An 18,701-nucleotide genomic window follows, 5' to 3' on the forward strand; every position below is an offset into this window, starting at 1 on the left:
CCGCGAGGTGGCGGGCGGCTGGGGCAACCAGATGTGGCGCCTCGGCGACGAGCTTGTCGTGCGCAGGCAGCGCATGGACTCCACGCCGAAACATCAGCTCCACGAACGGCGGTGGCTCCCCGTACTGGCTCCGCGCCTGCCGCTGCCTGTACCCACCCCGTGCGAGTCGGCGAACCCTCCGATCGCTTCCCCAAGCACTGGACCGTCATGACCTGGATTCCCGGGGAGCCGCTCGACCACAGCATGATTCACCGAGGCCGCCATGCGGCCGAGACGCTGGCGGAATTCCTCCGAGCGCTCCACGTGGAAGCACCCGCAGACGCGCCGGTCGCCACGGACCGCGGAGACCACCCCGGGCACTACACGGTCACCTTCGAGAACTACGTCCAGACCTTCGCGCCCGAAGACATCGCCGCCGCCCTCCGATCAATCTGGAACGACGCCGTCGGGCACCCGCGTGGGCCGGCCCACCTCTGTGGCCGCACGGCTACCCCCATCCAGCCAACGTTGTCGTCTCCAACGGAACCCTCTCGGGCATAGTCGATTTCGGCGACATGTTCGCCGGCGACCCAGCTCAGGATCTCGCCGCCGCCTGGGTGCTGCTCCCCGCGGGCACCGCCGCCCACTTCTTCGACAGCTACGCGCGAGCGGACGAAGCGACGATCCGCCGCGCCCGCGGCCTGGCCGCCCTGAAGAGCTTCTTCCTGATCCACATGGGGCACAACGGAGATCGAGGCCTGCCCGGTGGTAAGCCGCACTGGGGGCCGATAGGGCGGGCGGCGCTCGAACGCGTCATCGAAGGTGTTTGACCCTGCAGCTTCGGACCGTCGATCGCTTGTCTAGTGGAAGATCAACGATCTCACTTTCGAATCTCCGCGCGGTCGATGCGTCGACAGAAAGCATTGCCGTCATCATGGCTTCTGTGACCAGGACAATCAGTCAGGCTGAGCTGCGGAACAGTTGCGATCGAGTGATTGACGCGCTCGAAGCGGGGCAGGACTTCATCATCACCCGCGACGGGCATCCGGTGGGGGAGCTCCGCCCGATCCGGCAGGCGCGGGACGTGTCCACCGCGGATCTCAAAGCGCGCCTTGCCCGTTTCGGTGGTACTGCGGATGGGGCGACAGAGCGCACTGCGATCGACTGTGCCTTCGGAGCGGATCGTCTGGATGACTGAAGCCGAACCGGTATCCGTGCCGTGAGCCCAGGCGTCTATTTCGTCGTTGTTGTCCACTTCGGCGTCACAGTGGCGGCGCATCAGCTCCCCGCAGGACCTCGGCGCGCTCCAATTGCGGGAGCAGTCCACCCATCGGCGAAACCTCGCGCATCTCAATGGATTCGCGATCCAGTCCGGTGAGTGCTCGATGAATACCGGGCACGTCACCCCGATTGACCAGCGACGCCCAACGCTCCAGGTGCCGCCGATGAGGCTCTCCGGAAACTCCCTCGCGAAGCCGCCGGAGGTTGCGCTCGATACAAGGCCGCCAGGACTCGAAGCTGGATCTGGTCAGGTGGCTCGACAACCGCTGGTGCAGCAACCAGGAACGACGTTCTGAGCGTGTGAGTTCGGGCGTCACCGGTCAGCGCGCGATCTCGGAACGACGACCCAAAAGCGACAGCAACCGGGAAGCTGATCGTCACCCATGCTCGCCTTTCCGGACAGGACCTGGCTGATTGTGCTGGTGAACACCATGTACCCGGGACAGTCGGAGCGTGTGGTGCGCCCTCTTCGTCTGCGGTACTTCCTGTTTCAGAGCCGTTCCGGTGCGGCGATTCCCAGCAGTTCGAGGCCGTGGGCGAGGGTTCGGGCGGTCAACTGAGCGAGGGCGAGGCGGTTGCCGCGGATGGGTTCGGTGGCGGTGAGGACGGGGCAGGTGTCGTAGAAGGCGGAGAAGGCGCGGGCGAGGTCGTAGAGGTAGCCGGCCAAGCGGTGTGGTTCGAGGGTGGCGGATACCTCGGCGATGACCGTTCCGTACCCGTCCAGGGTGAGTGCGAGTTCGCGTTCGCCCGGGTCGAGTGGGATCTGCGTGTCGATCGAAATACCGTGGAGATCTTCGGCTTTGCGCAGGATCGAGCAGATGCGGGCGTGCGCGTATTGCAGGTAGACACCGGTGTTGCCGATGAAGGCGGTCATGCGGGCGGGGTCGAAAGCGTAGTCCTTGATCCGGCTGGTGGACAGGTCGGCGTACTTCACCGCACCGATACCGGCCTGCTCGGCGATGCGGTCGAGTTCGTCCGCGGGCAGGTTGGGGTTCTTCTCGGCGACCACGGTGCGGGCAGCGGAGACGGCGTCGTCGAGCAGGTCCATCAGTCGAACGGTGCCGCCGGCACGGGTTTTGAAGGGCCGGCCTTCGGGCCCGAGAACGGTGCCGTAGGCGACGTGGTCGACGGTGACAGCGTCGGTGAGCCATCCTGCGCGGCGGGCCGCCTCGAAGATCAGCCGAAAGTGCAGGGCTTGGCGGGAATCGGTGACGTACAGCAGCCGGTCGGCGTGCAGGGTGGTGATGCGGTAGCGAATGGTGGCCAGGTCGGTGCTGTCGTAGCCGTAGCCACCGTCGCGCTTGCGGACCATCAACACCGCGGGGGTGTCACCAGTGCCGGTAACTTCCTGCGAGGCAACCACGATCGCGCCATCACTGTCGACGGCGACGCCTTTGTCGAGGAGTTCGGTGACGGTGTCGGCGAGCATCGGGTTGTAGAACGACTCGCCGGCGTAATCGTCCGGGGTGAGCAGCACACCGAGGCGGTCGTAGATCGCGGCGAACGCTTTCTCCGATTCGGCCACGATCTCCTTCCACAGGGCCACCGTCCGCTCGTCCCCGGACTGCAGAGCGACCACGCGGCGCCGGGCACGGTCGGCGAAGTCCAGGTCGGTGTCGAACCGCGCCCGCGCGGCCTTGTACAGCGCGTCCAGAGCCGACACCGCGCTGGTCCCGCTATCACTGAGTTCGTCTTGACGCCATGATGTTTCGGGGTGCTCGTCGATGTATTGGATGAGCATCCCGAACTGAGTTCCCCAATCACCCAAGTGATTCGCGCGAATCACTTCCGCGCCGAGGAAGGCGAGAACGCGGGCGAGGCTGTCACCGATGATCGTGGTCCGCAGATGTCCGACGTGCATCTCCTTGGCCACGTTCGGCCCCGAATAGTCGATCACGACCCGCTGCCCGGCCCCGTCGATGGGGACACCGAGTCGCTCATCGGCCAGTCGCGCCGCGACCTGCGACCAAATCGCGGTATCGGAGACAGTGATGTTGAGGAACCCCGGCCCCGAGACGGTTACGGACTCGATGACCTCGCGGCCGTCATTGTTGAGATGCTGCACCAGCGATTCTGCCAGTTCGACGGGTTTCGCCCCGGCGTTCTTGGCGAGCGGCAGCGCGGCATTCGATTGGTAGTCGGCGCGGTCGGAGCGTCGCACCACCGGGTCTGCTCCTGCCAGGTCGGGTCGGACTCGGCCGATCGCCTCCGACACAGCGGCAGCGACAGACCCGAGCAGCGGCACCACACCGGCAGCGACAGACCCGAGCAGCGGCACCACACCGGCAGGTTTCACCTGGGATTCCTTTCTGAACGACGGTAGGCACCGAGTATCTCAGGGACCTGTGATCGCACGACTTTCGGTGTGATCGGGCTGTCGCCGGCCACGTTGGTCACGGGGATCTCGAGGTCGCCGCGCGGCGTCGAATGCCGCAATCCCTGCTGCGACGACCGAACGGAGATGGGCGGTAGGGGTGTAGCCGAGGAAGTCTTTGCCGTAGGCGCCTGTAGCGCTGCGGCACAATGCCTCGACTGCCTCGGAGATCGAGAGTGAATGGCTTCCGAGAATCGAGGCGGCGAGCTGGGCGATGCCGTTCTCGGCCCTATTCCGATCGAGCCGGTAGCGGTGCACGTCGCCACCGAGGAAGACGTGTTCGCTGGTGAACGCGTTGAGCAGGAGCCGCCGGCCGAATCCGGTCGAATTCAGCCACCAGGGTTCGGCAATCACCGGTCCGGCGACAAGGCGCCCGTCGATTCGGTCGAAACACCGCAACTCCACTGCGGCATCGACGTCCTTGTAGGTCGCGAAGAGTTTCGTCCGATAGGCGACCTCGGTGTCGAGGTCGAGTCCGAAGATGTGGTGGAGCCAGACCACCCGGTGGGTCAATGCCCGCATCCGTGTGCTCTCCAACCGCCGCCGTCCGATGAGGACGAGATCGAGATCCGAGGTCGGCCCGGCGAGTCCGCTGGCATGCGAGCCGTAGGCGAGTCCGTAACCGTCCGAGGCGAATTCCACCCTGATGGCCGCCGCCGCGGCGAACAACTCGTCTGTCATGGCAGCACCCGAGGTAGGGACGCGTGGGGATGGTCGGCCCGGTGGAAGTCGATCAGGTGCACGCCGCTGGGAAGGGTGACGCCGCCGTCGAGGAGGCGGTGCCGGTCGATGAAGTCATCGACGATCCGGGCGAGCTCCGGATCGTTCGTCAACTGTGGGTGGTGTTTGAAGTGGACTCCGAAAAACCAATCACGAGCTGCCGCCGGATTCGGTGCCCAGGCGACTCCGCCGAGCCGTGTGTGGTTCAGCCTGCCTCGACCACGCTCTTCGAGCTGTCGGAGGGCATCGGTCAGGATGTTGCGGGTATAGGATCGGCCGCCTTCCGGGAAGGGCGCGACTCGTTCCCAGCCTCGAGTGACGAGTCGTTGTTCCGGGCTTTCGGCGTCGAACAGCAGCACCGTCAAATGCCCGTTCGGGGCGAGAAGGTCGATCATCCGATATACGAAGGCCCTCGCCCGATTCCGGGCGGAACCCGGTTGCGGGTTCGGCACGACACCGGACGTGGACAGGGTTTCGAAGATCTCTCCGAGCGGATAGCTCAACGACCAGAATGCTGCCACCACATCGAAACTTGCCTGTCGGCCCTCGGAGAGGAGCTCGGTGACTGCATCTCGGGTATCGGCGCACAGTGTCCGCGCGTGCGGAAAGCCTTGGGACACTGCCGTTATCATTGTTGGGCTGTAGTCGGCCAGGACGAGCTCATGAGCGTAGGGGGCGAGCACTCGCGTGATGCGGCCGGTGCCACAGCCGAACTCGGCGATCCGCAGTGCACCATCGGGTATGCCGAACAGATCGGTCATCCACCGCCGTACGAGTTCGGTGTCCTCGATCCCGCCGAAGAAGTGGCGAAGCAGCAGGCGGTCGTAGACGCCCTCAGTCCGGTAGACGGATCGGAACCGATCGGTGGTCGTCATGGGGCACCGTCCAGGTCGGTGGCGAGGTGGTCGAGATAGGCCACGACTTCGCGCATGTGCTCGCTTGTGAGACCGGGGTTGTTGGCCATGAACCGCAACGGCCGCAGGATCGCGCCATGGCGCAGTCGGCCGAGATTGTCGGGCAGAGTGAATTGATGCAGGTGCCACCGGCCTTCATCGAGCATCCGTTGATGGATGCCGAGGTTGAACACGTTGACGGCGGCAATCTCGGCATCGGACAACGGAACGGACTGGTCGACTCCGGCGGGGAGGTACAAGAACACGACGGCCGCCAGATCGGGGTCGTTCACACGGACGGGACGGGGATGCGCATCGACGAGCGTGGCGAACCGACGAGCCGTATCGATTCGGTCATCGGCGAGGGCAGCCAAGCCCGTCCGGCCACGGCCGAGCATCATCATCCACAGCTTCAACGAACTCCAGTCCTTGGTCCCGAGAAACGGAGTGACCTGGCCGAACGCGAATTCCTCTTGCATGATCAGGTCCGAATATGTCGATACCGCCCGCAGCGCTGCTGGATCGCGGACCAACAGCGCGCTCAGCCCGTACGGGACGGCCATGATCTTGTGCGGATCCACGGTGACGCTGTCGAATTCCGCGATACCGTCCAGAAGCGCCCCCGACTGTGGGCTGAACGCGGCGAGCAGGCCCCAGCAGGCATCGGCGTGCAACCAGATACCGGGGTCGATCGAACGCACCACGTCGTGTACCGCGCGGAGGTGGTCCACGGTTTGCGTACGGCTGTCGCCCGCATAGGCGACCACCGACATCACCCGGCCCAGATGCCCACCAAGCGAGCGCTCGAGCGCGGCGAGGTCGTAGCGGAACCCGTTTGTCGGAACCTCGATAACCTGGCTGCCGCAACCGATCCATGTCAACGCGGCCTTGGCGCTGTAGTGCCCGATCCCTTCCGGGACGATGACCGAGAACCTTTCCGGATCGGTGATTCCGGATCCCATCGTGCCGGGAACCGCTGACTCGCGTGCCAGCATCATCGCGATCGTGTTGCTCATCGTCCCGCCGGGATTGATCACACCACCCACATCCCACACCGAGTTCACCTCGGACACCGGAGGATTCGAGAACCCGAGGAGTTCTCGAAGCCAGCGAAGCACCGTGATCTCGATAAAGGTGGCGCTGGGCGAGTCGAACGACTGGTTGATCATGTTCTGCTGGGTCAGCAGTGACAAGACACCGCCCATGAGGGCCGCCGGATCATCGCCGGTGTCGCCGAAACCAAGAAACCGCGGCAATGCCTCGTTCTTGCACAGCGGCAGAACATGATCGCGGAACTGCCGGTAGATCTCGTCATACGTCAAAGATGCTTCCGGGAGCTCGGTCAGCAGTACGTCGCGAATCTCGTTCGGCGGCATACGGCTGCCGTAGATCTCCTCGCGATTCTTGAATTCCAGACCGAGGTCCAGCGCTCGATGCAGCAACTCGACAGTGTCCGGCCCGGTGGCGTCACTCGCCGAAACCGCCCTGACCGCCTTGGCATGGGAGTGGTCCGACCGGGTGTGCCCGCCGTTGTCGGCGGGAGCATCCGTATCTGCCGGCGAACTTCGAAGAAGCGGGGTCGATTCGAGCATGCGCGACGCCTTTCGAACACGTGGACGATGCATCCAGTAAGCCAAGGCGCAGAGGGTTTTTCGACCACACCGAGGGGATATCACCTGCCAGACTGATAATCTCGCAGTGAGATGAATCCGGGTGGGTGTTCGGGATGAGGGGCAGCCGTGCAGGGATCCGCGTTCATGCCGATCGTCGTCCCAGCTGAGATCTGGGCACGTGAAGAAGTCCAGCGTCTTCTCGTCGACCGTGATGTCGCTGGCATCCTTCGGCTGGTGCAGCAGCACACCGGGGCCAGCCAGCAACGACTGGCCACAGCCCTGGCCATCTCCCAAGGCCGGATCAACGAACTGATCAACCGGCGCCGACAGGTCACCAGCCTCAGTTCGTACCAGCGACTGGCCGACGGCCTGGGTATGCCGGATTCGGCCCGCATCGCGTTGGGACTGGCACCCCGGAACGCACACCACGTGATATCGGCCGGCCCTACCGAGATCACTCGCACCTACCCGTCCCAAGCCGACGCCGCCGAGGACATCCGCGCCGCGGTTGGCACTGCGGCCACCATCGATGTCATGGCGGTGCGGGGGCTCGGCATCCTGGGATTGAAGGGCTCGCTCTTGCGCGAGGTCATCCCGGTCGACGCCCGGCTACGTGCCCTTCTGCTCAACCCCGACTCGGCTGCCGCCGCATACCGTGCGCAGGAGATCGGTGAATCGGCCGAGTCGTTCGCTGCCGGCATCCGCCTGTCCCTCTCACGACTGCGTGAGCTGGTCGATTCCGGACGCCGGGTAGAGGTCTACCTCTACGATCACGTACCCGTATGGCGGATCATCAGCCTCGACGGACAGCACGGAACCATGTACGTCTCCGCGTTCACCGACCACCGCGAAGCCCACGCGTGCCCCACCCAACGAATCGAACCCAACCCCCTCGGAATCCTGCACCACGCCTTCCGCCGAACCATGGAACAGACCATCACCACCGCGCACCGCGCCGTCTGACCAGCCACAGAAAGGCAGCACCCGTGATCGAGGCCGAATACAAAGCCAGACTGACCACCCCCGACCGAGTCCGCGCTGCCCTGCACGAACGAGCCACCCCCGCGACCGTGTCCTACCAGGACACCTACTACGACACCCCAGCCCGGGATCTCGACCGCACCGGCCGCGAATTACGGCTCCGCACAATCGAAGACACCTCCGGCAACCGCCGCCAGGTACTCACCTTCAAAGACCCCGCCGTCGACGAAGCGACCGGATCCAAACCCGAACTCGAAACCCTCGTCACCGACCGCGACGCCATCCACGAAATCATCATCCGGCTCGGCTACCAGCCCGCCTTGTCCTTCACCAAACACTGCGAAAACTTCGAGCTCACCGCCTCCGGCAGACGCATGCTCGCCACCATCGCCGAGGTGCCGGAGATCGACGGCACCTTCCTGGAACTGGAAACCCAAGCCGAAGAAACCGACCTGCCCCAAGCCTTCGCGGAACTGCGCGCAATACTCACAGAACTCGGCGTCACTCCCGAAGAGCTGACCACCGCGCTGTACACCGACGCGGTCCGACAAGCACGTCAACGATCGGATGTTCGTTGAACTAGCGAGTCCAGCGCCGCCCATGGGACGGCTGCAGGGGCAGGTCAACCTGTCACCGAATCCTGCAGCAGCCCCCTGTCGGCGGTGCGCACCGTCCGTATTAGGACACTCGCTGTCCTATACATGCGACACACTCGAATCATGAGCGAAAACGACTCGACAGTGGGACAGCCGGATCAGGCCGATATCACCGAGTACAACGATCCGAACGCGCCGTGGAACCAGGCGTGGGAGGGGGACAGCATCGTCGGCTGGAACGATGATGTGATCAAGGAGTTCCGGGAGAACTCGGGCAAGGTGGGTGGTGCGTATGCCGGCGGGGATCTGATCCTGCTCACCACTACCGGAGCCAAGAGCGGTAAGCGGCACACGACTCCGCTGGGTCCCCTGTACCGGGGCGACATCATGTATGTGAGCTCGTTCATCGAGGACAAGTACCCGGCCTGGTGGTACAACATCAAGGCGAATCCGCAGGTGACTGTCGAACTCCGGGACAAGACCTACGGGGCGACCGGCAAGGTGCTCGAAGGCGCGGACTACGACGAGTTCGCGGCGTGGGTGTTGGCGAACAACCCCCTGCTGGCGGACTTCCAGTCCAAGGTCGACCGTCCCCTTCCGCTGGTCGTGCTGACCCTCGACGGCGAGGGCTGAGAGCTCCGAGGACTTCCGCCGAGGTGCGTCGAATGGTGTTGAACGCGTTGACCTTCACCGGGTGTGGTGGAGGGCCGCGCCGTGAGTGACCCTGTGCTGAGAGGCAACCGCGCCCCGGTGCCACCGATCGTGTCGGTGACATCCGGGGCGCGGAAGGCGAATCAGTCCAGGTCCGGGTGGCCGACCCATTCGACGATCGTCCAGCCCTTCTGGGGGCTGCCCTCGAGGACGACGCGGCCGCCATTGCGGATCGGATCGGTGCCGAGTTTGTTCGGGTCCGCGTTGTCGGCGTTCATCATCGACCAGAACATGATGGTGCCGCCGTGCGAGAAGATCACCGGGTTGGCGCAGCCGCGGCGCTGCACAGTGAGCAGTGCCTCATCGACGCGGCCGTCGAACTCGTTGCCGTCGATGGAGCCTGGAATCCGTGCGTTCCGGTCGCCGGAGAGCCATTTGATCGGCGCCTGTAGGTACCCGGACAGCGCCTCGGATTCCGGGGTGCCCTCGTACTCGCCTGCCTCGATCTCCCGGAAACCGGGCTGAATGTCGAGGCTCAGGTCCTGCTTGGCGACGGTCGGCGCCGCAGTCTGCTCGGTACGCACCATGTTTGACGCGAAGGCGCAGTCGTAATTCCTGTCGGCCAGCTGGACGGCCAGATTGTCCGCCTGGGTCCGGCCGCGTGCGGTCAGGTCGGGGCCGGGCACCTTGGTGTCGATCAGGCCGGAGGCGTTACCGGCGGACTCGGCATGGCGCACCAGGGTGATGACCATGTCGCCGCTGCTGCCGGAACTGCTGCCGGAGCTTCCGAGGTCGATATCGGCGGACGCGACGCCGGTGGTAGCGGTTGTGGCCGCGACCGCGGCCGCCATCGCCGCGATGGACAATCGAAGAGATCGGATTCGCATGGGTGGGGATGCCTTTCATCGTGGCGAACGCCACTGCAGGTATGCCGGAGGACCGGAACTTGTGTGTCGCGTCTCACAGAAGCAGCAATGTGCCCGAATCAAATACGGGGTATCCCATTGATCGGGATCTTTCGCGCACCGCGCGCAGGCGAAGCCGCCCGTGGCGAACGCAATCCGCATTCCAGCCGCCCGCAAACCTACCGGTACCTCGCCCCGAGGGGCCCTCCCGCGCTCGCAGAGCTCGCCGTGGCAGGACTTCATCATCACTCGCCACGGGCGCCCGGTGGGGGAGCTTCGCCCGGTCCGGCAGGTGCGGGACGTGTCCACCGCGGACCTCGAGGAGCGCTTCGCTCGATTCGGCGGTGCGGCCAACGCGACGGCAGCACGTGCCGAGATCGATGCTGTCTTCGGCGCGGATCGTCTCGATGACTGAAAGCCGGCCTGACCCTCATCCTGTCGGTTTCGCCTGACGCCTGGGTGTTGATCGACTTGCCGACAATCGAAGTCGACGACCTTCCGGAGCGGTCCCGAATCAGTGCGGTGACCGTCGCTGAACTCGGGCTCGGGACGGCGCTGGCCGTTCTCGCTTTGCGCACCGAGCGCCTGTTCGAGGTCGAGCACGCGTTCGATGCGTTGCCGTTCTTCCCGGCCGCCGCGCGACGGTTCACGTCGATGGCGAAACTCGTGGTCGCGGCGGGCCGAAATCCCAAGCCGCGCAAGTTCGCTCTCATGATCGCCGCCATCGCCGCTGTCGACGACATCCCGCTCTACACGAGCAACGTCGCCGATTTTCGTCGGCCTGGATCAAGACATCGGACAGATAGATCATCCGGGAAGGTGCGTCCTTCCCGTCATCCACAGGTCTTGATCATTGCTCTTATGAGGTGCGGGGTGTTCATGTCGTGGATCAGTACGTCGAACGTTGGCGCGTTGTCCCAGCCGGGCCGCAGGGTACCGATGCGCGACCACCCCCAGCGGCGGTATGCGGTGTACGCGCGTCGTTGTTCGGTTCGACGAGCAGTGTGGCGCGCTGTTCCTTGCGCGGCCGCAGCAACTCGTCGTGAAGGGCCGAGCCAGACCCTGGCCGGTGTGGTCGGCGCAAACCATGATCTCGGAGAGTGCGAACGTTCGGGTACCGTCCTCGCGGGTGAAGGCTGGGTCGGGAGCTACGACACCGCCGCCGACCGCGCCCGGCCTGGCGCCCACGCTGGCTCCGGGCGGGGGTGTGGAGGGGCAATCCGGGAACCCGCCGGGCCGTCTGCCGCAGGGCAGCGGCACCGACATCATTCCCGGCCCCACCACCGTGCTACCGCCGCGCCCGCCGGCATCGGGGTCGGGCGAGGGCGCGCCGCAGCCGATCCCGCGACCGGGTGAACCATCGGACGCGCCTGCGGTACCGGCGCTGGAACCCCCGGCCCGGCCCTCGTTCCCGCTGCCGACCACCCAGGTCCGGCCGAAACCGCCCGGCAAACCCTCGCCGACACCGAGACCGCCGAGGCCGCGACCCGACGGTGACGAGAACCCGGGCGAGGACGGCAGTTCCGAGCCGCGGACCTCGCCGGAAGAGCGCGACAAGGTCGTCGAGGAAAAGCTGGACTACCTCGACATCCCGTGCAGCGAAAAGGATTCCGGCATCCCGAACAGCTTCTACACCGACGCGGTTAAAGCCGCCGCGGTCAAGGCGTGGGAAGCGGGACAGTCCGGCAACACCCTGGGCATGTCGGTGGCCGACGCCGTCGGACGCGCGAACTGGCACGCCGAATCCGCCTGCCACAACAACCGATCCCGCGACAAGACCACCTGCACCACGGCCGAGAAATCCAGCCGCTGCCAAGGACCGGTCGCGGTGTGCCCGGCCAGCGACGGCTTCGCTTCCGACGAGGAACGCCGCCAGTACAACGACTACATCAGCAAAGCCAACCTGGCCGCGATCTGGGGCCGCGGAGCCGACCCGAGTGGAGCCGTCGTAGGTTACCTGGAGAAGGTCCCCGGCAACCCCGGGCTGAACGCTGACGCCCGGCGCGCCGCAGACGCCGAGCGCGCGGCTCATCCGGAGCGGTACGAAGGATTGGTGGTCGGGCACGCGCCGGACAAGACTTGGGGTTCGCTGGCGCAGTCGCCGAACGGCTTCGTGCCGATGACCCGCCATCTCAACAGCTCGATCGCCGGGCAGAACAACGCCTACCCGGTCGGATATCGTGCGAGCGCGTTCGAGCCGGGGCAGCGCTTGGCCGATGGGCAATGCGTGCTGGACTACCCGCCGGCAATCTGACCGACAACGCGAGGAGCCACGTCGTGCGAGACTGGGAGACGCTGATCACCGCGATCAGCCGCGAGATCGACCGGGCGGACAGATCGGCGCCCATCGATGGGCAACCTCGTCTGGGCGCCACCGAACATGCCATCACCGCCGCCGAACATCGGCTGGGTTTCGCTTTCGACCCGGTCTACCGCGAGTTCCTCGGCCATGTTGATGGATGGCCGCATTTCAACGCCGATGAATCGACCCTCTACAGCCTCGACGAACTCGGGAGCGACGCCTGGCGCGAGGACTGCCGTGATCTCGTGGACTGGGGAGCGCCCTACACGGAATTCGTGGCCGACCCGCTGGGGATGCCGCCGCTGGAGCGGATGCTGCTCGCCAGCGGCCGCTACCGGCTCACGCTGTCGTTGCTGCTGGTGCCCCCCGAGGACTCCGGCGCGAACGGTCGCGTCGTTCAGGTCGGCTCCGAACTCACCGTCCACGACGACTTCTACACCTATCTCTCGGCTGAACTCGAATCCTGGACCTTCTACAACGACAGGTACAGCACATGAACCGACCCCTCGCCCTCGGAGCACTCGCCGTGACCGCGGTCGTCTCGTTCGCCGGCGGATTCACCATTCGAACCCTCACCCACGACGACCGGATCTCCGACAGCGCGCGCGCCGCGACGCGCGCCCTCACCGACGTCGACGCTGATACCCGCGAACACTTCCGCACGGTGATCGGCGACTATCTCGCCGCCCAAGCCGACCGCGACGTCAACCGGATCCTCGACCTGACCGCTCCCGGAGGGCCCGACCACGCACGCTGGCAGAACACCACCCCCGAGAACGTCGACTACACCTTCAGCTTCAACGCCAGCCACGGTGGCGCGCTGGAGATCACCGCCATCACCTCCGCCCACTGGCAAGCACCCGGTCTGCGCGCCGAAGTCGTCGCCGAAACCGACTCCGAGAAGCAAGGATCCAGCGCCACCCGATGGATCCTGCGTAACACCCCGACCGGCTGGAAGGTGTGGTGAGACCACAATGACCGACCCGACCACCACCACACCACCGACCGCATCCACACGCCACCGCCGCACAGTCCTTGCCGCGGCCCTCGCCGCCGGAATCGCTGTCCTCGGCGCGACCCTCGGTGTGCTCACCGCCAACGCCACACGAAGCGAACCCGCCAATCCAGACCTCGACCCGGTCCGCGCGGTCTACGCACTGCTCGATGCCTACAACCGAGCCGACCCCACCGCCATCCGTCAGCTCACCTGCGGCGCCCTCGCCGAAGACACCCTCAACCGCAGCGACGACCAGATCCGCGCCGACGCCCAACAAGCCCTCGACGAATTCGGCATCAGCTGGATCACCGACAAACCAACCCTGACCTACAACCCCGCCGGCGACGCCGTCGAAATCTTCGCGTTCGTGATCCATGAGAAGACCGAAACCGTCGTCTACCACCCCGGACTCCCCGGCATGTACGGCACATCCTCCCTCGAACGCAACGACGACCAGTGGAAAGTCTGCGGCTACGAACTCCACTGACCCCGCCGCAGCCCGACGCGTCACGGCAACCGCCACAACGATCACGGCCCCGAATCACGCCGGCTACGGGGGGCTAACCATTGATCCGCCACATGCCGGGGCGGATGGTGATGCTGAAGACTGTTCCCAGCCCGTGGCGCGCGTGCGGTTACCGTGCTGGCATCGGTGAGGTTCCCCCGCTTTCTCGGAGGGCTCTGATTGTGGTCCGGTAGGGGCCGGAAGGAGTTATTCGTGGCAGCACCGAAGAAGTATCCAGATGAGTTTGAAGGCGCGGGGCGTGCGGTTGTATCGGGAGTCCGACCCGAAGCCGACGATCCGCAAGCTCGCCGCCCAGCTCGGGGTGCATCATGAGGCGTTGCGGAACTGGATCCGCCAAGCCGAGGCCGATGCCGGCGAACGCGCCGACAGGCCGACCACCGACATGGCCGCCGATGACCACCGCGTCTATGCGTATTCGCTTGTCACAGTAGCTCTTTCGTCGATCCGGTAATTCGGGCGAGAGGAGCGATCACAGCAGCAAGGGCGGCGATCGCGCCGAGGACTAGGTAGGCGTTCGCGTAGCTACCGGTGGCCGCCGACAGCACGGTGCCCGCCCACGGAGCTAGTGCCGACACGATGACCACCGGCGCGGACAACAACCCGTTGAGGCGCCCGTAGTGGGTCGCACCCCACCGGTCGGTGATTGCGGTCGCCTGAATCAGGGTGAAGACCCCGCGCACCAACCCAGCGCCGATCGCCACCGCGATCGACACGACGACCGTCGACACCACCCCGAGCAACGCGGTCGAGGCGGCCAGCGCGACCAACACCAGTACGGTGCGGGCGGTGACGCCGAGGTAGCGGGCCAGCGGCAGATACCCGATCCGGCCCAAGACCTGCCCGGCGCCGCCGAGCCCGAGCGCGGTAGCGGCCAGGCTCGGACTGAAGCCTTGTTCTTGAAGTAGGGCGACGAGGTTGAAGATGCCGGCGAAGCTGGCGAACGCCGCCAGGCACATGGTCACGACCAGCGCGGCGAAACGCGGGCTGCGCGCGATCTCGCTGTGGTCGGCATGCGCGGCCTCGGTCGGCGGCGGTGGATTCGGCCATCCGGCACGCAGCCCGAACCAGTGCACTGGCACCGTCAGCACTGCGAGGACGGCCGCGAGGGTGAGATAAGCGGCACGCCAATCGGTTTGCGTGTCCAGGGCGGCGGTGACCGGCGCGAACACCGTGGACGCCAGACCGCCGGCCAGGGTCAGGATCATCAGCGCGGTCACACTCTGTGGCCCCCACCAGCGAGTCAATGCCGCGAACGCCGGCGGATACAGGACCGCCCCCATCGCCACTCCCGCTGCCAGCCAACCGAGATAGAACACAGCCAGGTTCGGTGCGGCGGCGACCGTAATCAGCGCGACCACTCCGAGAACGGATCCGGCGGTCATCGCCCGCCGCGGGCCGGTCCGGTCGATGAGCGCGCCGACCGGGATCCCGGTGAGCGCTGTCGCGAGCTGGCCGATCGAGAACGCCGCGGTGATCACCGGCGCCGACCACCCGGTATCGACGGTGATCGAGGTCGACAACACCGGAAACGCGTAATACAGAATCCCCCAACTCGATATCTGCGTCAGGCACAGCACTGCCAGCACTCGGCGGCGCCCGGCCCGCGGCAACCCGTCTACCGCTACCACGGGCGCGGTCGTCGTATCGGTCACGTCGAGGCACTCGGGCCGTTTACCGAGCGACGGCGGGCGCGCAGCACGCCACCGTCGGCCCCGCCTCGGCCTCCTCACCGGAGGTGTCGCCACGACCGTCGGCGCCGCAGCACGCCTGCATCGCCTCCGCATCGTCTTTCCCGGCGAACTGGGGTTCGGTGCCGAAGTGCTCGGTATCGGCCAGCACGGTGTAGACCTCCCACCGCTCAGAATTCGGGCCGGTGACCCACACCTTGTCCTGGGTCGCGAAGCAACACGTCGTCGCGATCTGCTCCTCGGTGAACAACCCCGCTTCCGACAGGCGCGCGATCTCGGCATGCACCTTCTCCGAGGACTCCACCTCCACCCCGAGATGGTTCACGCTGCCGCCCTGGCCCGGGTTCTCGATCAACACCAGCTTCAGCGGCGGCTCGGTGACTGCGAAGTTCGCGTAGCCGGGCTTGCGCTTCGCCGGCTGGACGCCGAACAGGGTCGAGTAGAACGCGACCGCCTGCTCCAGATCGTCGACGTTGAGTGCGAGCTGAACACGTGACATCATGACCACCACCTATGTGACGTATATCGAAGTACTGACAGCGGCCAGTTTGCCACCTTTTCGACATATGTCAACATCGAGAGTAGGATGGACCTCATGCCCAAAGCGCTGCCCGTCATTGACATGACCACACCCCTGTGCTGCCCACCCGTAGCCGCCGGCCCGGTCGACGACGAGGCCGCACTACACGTCGCACTCCGCCTGAAAGCGCTGGCAGATCCCGTGCGGGTCAAGCTGATGTCGCTACTGCTGGCCAGCCCCGAAACCGGCCGCAACGGCGGGGAACTCGCCGACGCAGTCGGACTTTCCGAATCCACGGTCAGCCACCACCTCGGCCAACTCCGCAAAGCCGGGCTGGTGAACTCCGAACGCCAAGGCATGAACGTCATCCACCGCGTCCACCGCGACGCCCTCGCCGCACTCTGCGGCGTCCTAGACCCCAACTGCTGCCGGTGACGCCGGAACCGTGCCTGTATCTACCGGGCCAGGAGCGCTCAACATAACGTCGGCGGCAATATCCCCAAAGTCGGCACCGACGGCGTCACCGAGGCCGCGCAAACGGGTCGGCCGTAGAGAATGACTGCGGCATCGCGCAGTCGCGACACCCTCAAACAAACCTGGACCGGGCACGGGAGAAACACACTGAACGGCACTCGTGACGCCCATTTAAACGCACGGTGATGTCCAAAAACCCCAGAAAAGACGGGAATAAGGAGTAGGGCACATCTGTCCTACTCCTTGAAGTGGAGCTAAGGGGACTCGAACCCCTGACCCCCACACTGCCAGTGTCGCATGGGGCGTCCAGCGGGTGGGGCTCCGTCCAGCCCGTCCAGGTCAGGGGAGGTACGGCGTCCAGGCTGTACCGCCCTTTCCACTGTGTTCGTGCCTGTCTTGGCACACTGTCGGCACACTGGAAATACCACTTGACCTGGGCAAGTCAGGCCGGTGCGACACAGTTGGCATCCCTCGAGCGTCCGAACGCAACGCCATCCGTCCGTGTCTCAATCGAGCCAGGTTGAGGGGTGCGAGTCCGAGTTGAACCGCATTCGCCGGATTAGCTGAACAATGGGACGACCAGGACCTGGGACAAACCTGGCACCTTCTCAACGGTTGCACCCGTTACCCGCCCGGCCATGCTATCGCTTCTACCGCTCAGGCGGGAGGAAAGCAGTCTTCCCCCGCATCGGCAACTGTCGGCTCTGCACAACTGGCGCGGCCCCTACCGCCCCTTCTGCTGACCACCAGTGCCGCAGGAGCCACACCCGGCTCTCCTGCGTCAAACAGTCCCCGAGCTTCACCAGCGACCGAAACCACGAGCAGGACAATGGAACTCATCGCACGCGACTACCGCGACCTTCCCCACAACGGCGTCCGGCTGCCCTACGCGGCACGGACAATCTACCGCTACAACAACAACCGCATCCAGGTCGTCGAAGCACTGTTCACCGCCTTCACCTCGAACGAGTGCGGACTTGCCAGCGTCTGGCACGTTCAGATCAGCTACGTGACCACGCTCGCCAGCGCCCGCAAGATCGCCCGCGACCTGGGCTTCACCGGCCCGGTAGAGACCATCGTCGCCGGACACAGCCACGGAATCCGCTGGTGAACCGCGAGTACGGTCCCGCCTAACCCCACGGTTCCGCCCGGTCGCGTCCTACTGGACCGACATCATCGGCGCGCCGATCGCGGGGCGAGGATCTACGCCAGGAGGGCGCCCTGCTGCCCTCGTCCGGCTTTGACAACCCCCCGTCCAGATCCTGCTCGGAGGAAGCGTATGAACTCCACGGCAACAGACGTGCACACCGCCGTACCGAAACGACCGACCGCGCGTGCGCACAAGTTCTTCTGGTCAGTCCTCGCTGCGGCCGCCGCGGTCAGCATCACCGGCAACGCGACACAGGCTCTCCTACACGAGAGCGCCACTATCCCGGCGATCGCCGCCATTGTGGCCATCATCCCACCGTTGGCGTTGCTGGCGGCGGTGCACGGTGTGTCGGTCCTGGTGCGTGCGCACGCGGGGTCGCGCGGCTCGCACTTCGTTGCTGTCGCCATGACGATGTTCATCGCGATCGGCGCGTTCTGGCTCTCGTTCACCGCCCTTCGGGCATTGGCTGTCACGGCAGGTGTTCCGACAGGTGAGGCGTGGCTGTGGCCGCTCATCATCGAGGGTTCGATGGCACAGTCGACCGTCGCGCTACTGACTCTGGCCCACCACAACGCCGCAGACGTGCGCACGACGCGGACACCGACGCCCGACGACGCGGTCGTTTCCACGCCCGCCGCGCCGCGCCCACCGTCGGGAACCGTGCGCACGCCACAGCGAGTGGCGGTACGACTGTCGAGCGAGCAGATCGACGCGCTGGCAGCGACGCTGTGCGCACGTGACCCGGCCCGCCGCCGTGACCCCGACCTCGTCACAGCAGCGCTCACCTACCACTACGTCGAGGGCTGGAACGCCACACGGATATCCCAGGCAGTGAACAAGAGCCGCTCCTCGATCAGCCGGATACTCACCGAGGCAGCCGAGCACGCGGCGGCTGCCGATACTGAGTGACTCCTGACTCCTCCGACCGCCGGGCTGCGGCGTGCGCCGCGATCGGTGTGGCCGGGATACGTGCTACCCATCCAAATACGAGGGAGAGCCATGGATATCGAAACTCCGGTCCCGGCATCTCGACTTCCGGACGCCGCCGGTG

19 protein-coding genes and 1 pseudogene are annotated in these 18,701 nt (G+C 65.7%); 12 read left to right on the plus strand and 8 right to left on the minus strand.

Features of this window, described 5'->3' with window-relative positions; all coding sequences use genetic code 11:
• The first annotated feature begins 31 nt into the window (after positions 1–31).
• Positions 32–809 (plus strand): annotated as a pseudogene (locus OHB21_RS17755) (phosphotransferase).
• Between the two features lie 50 nt (positions 810–859).
• Here the strand turns inward: OHB21_RS17755 and OHB21_RS17760 are convergent.
• The 5 genes from OHB21_RS17760 to OHB21_RS17780 all read right to left on the minus strand — a co-directional run bounded on the left by OHB21_RS17760 (position 860) and on the right by OHB21_RS17780 (position 6,839).
• The gene (locus OHB21_RS17760; protein ID WP_170160832.1) at positions 860–1,234 is read right to left on the minus strand and encodes a hypothetical protein; all 375 of its coding nucleotides are present in this window, start codon (positions 1,232–1,234) and stop codon (positions 860–862) included.
• 516 nt (positions 1,235–1,750) lie between these two features.
• Positions 1,751–3,556 (minus strand): arginine--tRNA ligase, encoded by a 1,806-nt coding sequence (gene argS / locus OHB21_RS17765; RefSeq protein ID WP_324196561.1) that lies wholly within the window; start codon positions 3,554–3,556, stop codon positions 1,751–1,753.
• Between the two features lie 39 nt (positions 3,557–3,595).
• Positions 3,596–4,147, minus strand: a complete 552-nt coding sequence (locus OHB21_RS17770) for a hypothetical protein (RefSeq protein ID WP_195142419.1) — start codon at positions 4,145–4,147, stop codon at positions 3,596–3,598.
• A gap of 164 nt (positions 4,148–4,311) precedes the next feature.
• Positions 4,312–5,229: a class I SAM-dependent methyltransferase gene (locus tag OHB21_RS17775; protein ID WP_195125968.1), complete on the minus strand. Its 918-nt coding sequence runs from the start codon at positions 5,227–5,229 to the stop codon at positions 4,312–4,314.
• Positions 5,226–6,839 (minus strand): pyridoxal phosphate-dependent decarboxylase family protein, encoded by a 1,614-nt coding sequence (locus OHB21_RS17780; RefSeq protein WP_228791545.1) that lies wholly within the window; start codon positions 6,837–6,839, stop codon positions 5,226–5,228. The genes OHB21_RS17775 and OHB21_RS17780 overlap by 4 nt, the downstream gene beginning before the upstream one ends.
• Positions 6,840–7,004: 165 nt before the next feature.
• On the opposite strand from OHB21_RS17780, the gene OHB21_RS17785 reads away from it, so the two are divergent.
• The 3 genes from OHB21_RS17785 to OHB21_RS17795 all read left to right on the plus strand — a co-directional run bounded on the left by OHB21_RS17785 (position 7,005) and on the right by OHB21_RS17795 (position 9,070).
• The gene (locus OHB21_RS17785; RefSeq protein WP_067510903.1) at positions 7,005–7,823 is read left to right on the plus strand and encodes a helix-turn-helix domain-containing protein; all 819 of its coding nucleotides are present in this window, start codon (positions 7,005–7,007) and stop codon (positions 7,821–7,823) included.
• A 23-nt stretch (positions 7,824–7,846) separates the two neighbouring features.
• A complete protein-coding gene (gene cyaB, locus OHB21_RS17790) occupies positions 7,847–8,419 on the plus strand; it encodes a class IV adenylate cyclase (RefSeq protein WP_067510835.1) in 573 nt (190 codons plus the stop codon).
• A gap of 141 nt (positions 8,420–8,560) precedes the next feature.
• Positions 8,561–9,070 carry a nitroreductase/quinone reductase family protein gene (locus tag OHB21_RS17795; protein ID WP_067510834.1) on the plus strand — a complete coding sequence of 170 codons (510 nt, stop codon included), beginning with the start codon at positions 8,561–8,563 and terminating at the stop codon, positions 9,068–9,070.
• Between the two features lie 161 nt (positions 9,071–9,231).
• Here OHB21_RS17795 and OHB21_RS17800 read toward each other — a convergent pair whose 3' ends face one another.
• Positions 9,232–9,939, minus strand: coding sequence for a histidine phosphatase family protein (locus OHB21_RS17800; protein WP_407675248.1), 708 nt, complete (start codon positions 9,937–9,939; stop codon positions 9,232–9,234).
• Positions 9,940–11,122: 1,183 nt separating this feature from the next.
• Between OHB21_RS17800 and OHB21_RS17805 the strand changes: the two genes are divergently transcribed.
• From OHB21_RS17805 to OHB21_RS17825, 5 genes are all read left to right on the plus strand, one after another.
• Positions 11,123–12,247 carry a hypothetical protein gene (locus tag OHB21_RS17805; RefSeq protein ID WP_195125967.1) on the plus strand — a complete coding sequence of 375 codons (1,125 nt, stop codon included), beginning with the start codon at positions 11,123–11,125 and terminating at the stop codon, positions 12,245–12,247.
• Between the two features lie 23 nt (positions 12,248–12,270).
• Complete coding sequence (locus OHB21_RS17810; protein WP_195125966.1) at positions 12,271–12,792, plus strand: SMI1/KNR4 family protein; 522 nt, start codon at positions 12,271–12,273, stop codon at positions 12,790–12,792.
• On the plus strand, positions 12,789–13,262 hold the full coding sequence (locus OHB21_RS17815; protein ID WP_067510831.1) for a hypothetical protein: 474 nt from the start codon (positions 12,789–12,791) through the stop codon (positions 13,260–13,262). The genes OHB21_RS17810 and OHB21_RS17815 overlap by 4 nt, the downstream gene beginning before the upstream one ends.
• A gap of 7 nt (positions 13,263–13,269) precedes the next feature.
• Positions 13,270–13,779 carry an Rv0361 family membrane protein gene (locus OHB21_RS17820; RefSeq protein ID WP_195125965.1) on the plus strand — a complete coding sequence of 170 codons (510 nt, stop codon included), beginning with the start codon at positions 13,270–13,272 and terminating at the stop codon, positions 13,777–13,779.
• Positions 13,780–14,035: 256 nt separating this feature from the next.
• Positions 14,036–14,269 carry a transposase gene (locus OHB21_RS17825; protein ID WP_195125964.1) on the plus strand — a complete coding sequence of 78 codons (234 nt, stop codon included), beginning with the start codon at positions 14,036–14,038 and terminating at the stop codon, positions 14,267–14,269.
• Here the strand turns inward: OHB21_RS17825 and OHB21_RS17830 are convergent.
• Both OHB21_RS17830 and OHB21_RS17835 read right to left on the minus strand, forming a co-directional pair.
• Positions 14,241–15,470: an MFS transporter gene (locus tag OHB21_RS17830; protein WP_324196560.1), complete on the minus strand. Its 1,230-nt coding sequence runs from the start codon at positions 15,468–15,470 to the stop codon at positions 14,241–14,243. The genes OHB21_RS17825 and OHB21_RS17830 overlap by 29 nt on opposite strands.
• Before the next feature lie 19 nt (positions 15,471–15,489).
• A complete protein-coding gene (locus tag OHB21_RS17835) occupies positions 15,490–16,005 on the minus strand; it encodes an ArsI/CadI family heavy metal resistance metalloenzyme (protein ID WP_067510902.1) in 516 nt (171 codons plus the stop codon).
• 96 nt (positions 16,006–16,101) lie between these two features.
• Here OHB21_RS17835 and OHB21_RS17840 point away from each other — a divergent pair, with 96 nt between their 5' ends.
• The 3 genes from OHB21_RS17840 to OHB21_RS17850 all read left to right on the plus strand — a co-directional run bounded on the left by OHB21_RS17840 (position 16,102) and on the right by OHB21_RS17850 (position 18,559).
• On the plus strand, positions 16,102–16,461 hold the full coding sequence (locus tag OHB21_RS17840; protein ID WP_067510901.1) for an Rv2640c family ArsR-like transcriptional regulator: 360 nt from the start codon (positions 16,102–16,104) through the stop codon (positions 16,459–16,461).
• An 868-nt stretch (positions 16,462–17,329) separates the two neighbouring features.
• Positions 17,330–17,611, plus strand: a complete 282-nt coding sequence (locus OHB21_RS17845) for a hypothetical protein (protein ID WP_328439645.1) — start codon at positions 17,330–17,332, stop codon at positions 17,609–17,611.
• Positions 17,612–17,779: 168 nt separating this feature from the next.
• Positions 17,780–18,559, plus strand: a complete 780-nt coding sequence (locus OHB21_RS17850) for a DUF2637 domain-containing protein (RefSeq protein WP_328439647.1) — start codon at positions 17,780–17,782, stop codon at positions 18,557–18,559.
• The last annotated feature ends 142 nt before the right edge of the window (positions 18,560–18,701 follow it).

This window comes from Nocardia puris (assembly GCF_036051655.1).
GTDB lineage: Bacteria > Actinomycetota > Actinomycetes > Mycobacteriales > Mycobacteriaceae > Nocardia > Nocardia puris.